Annotated in this window: 1 protein-coding gene; it reads right to left on the reverse strand. The window is 68.7% G+C overall.

What is annotated here, in order from left to right; all coding sequences use genetic code 11:
• On the reverse strand, window positions 1-734 hold a 734-nt coding region (locus TPRIMZ1_RS19195; RefSeq protein WP_010261659.1), incomplete at both ends, for a hypothetical protein.

Raw genomic sequence — 734 nt, forward strand, 5'->3', positions numbered from 1 at the left:
CAGGGTTGCGGTGGCCGCTGCCCCGCCGTCATAGCTGACCGTAATGGTAGCGGTATAACTCCCCACCGCAAGGCCCGCCACAGGCTGTACGGTCCGCGTAGCAATGCTGCTCCCCGCAGCCACCGCATCCCCGGAACCGCCCAGCGTAAAGGCGTCCTTCCCGTCGCCGCTTAGGGTAACCGCGCTGATAGCCGTATCCGCCGTCCCGCTATTGGTAATCGTAATAGGCTTCGCCTCAGGCTGCGCATCGCCATAGACCGCCCCGTCAAAGCTGAGCGCCGTCACCCCCAGGATGGGAGCCGGGCCGGGTTTGGTCCCGGTCTTGGCGGCGGCAGCGGCAGTAAACACGCCGCTCGCCGCCGCAAGGTCCAGCGCCGCCTGGTTAATCTGCGCCGCCGTCGCCGCCCCGTCATCCCGCGCCGCCCGAGCAGCGTCAATGGCCGCCTGGTACGCCGCCTTTTCCGCCGCCGTCACGTAGGAGACCCCCAGGGGAACTTCCGCCGCGTCCTCCCCGCTTGCCGTGCCGGCGATCAGGGTTTCCGCGGCGGTGATGGCGGCGGTAAGGGCGGCGGTGTCCGCATCCACCGCAGGCCCCCCGGCCTCCGGTTTCGATTCAGTAATCCAGGCATCCCGCAGGATAGGGTTCCCGCACCCTGCTACGCAGAGCAGTACCAGTGCCAGCGCCAGAAAAGGCGCCCTCAGAAAAGGCGCCCCGACCTTGGTCGGCAGGCGCC

Source organism: Treponema primitia ZAS-1, from assembly GCF_000297095.1.
GTDB classification, from domain to species: Bacteria; Spirochaetota; Spirochaetia; order Treponematales; family Breznakiellaceae; genus Termitinema; species Termitinema primitia_A.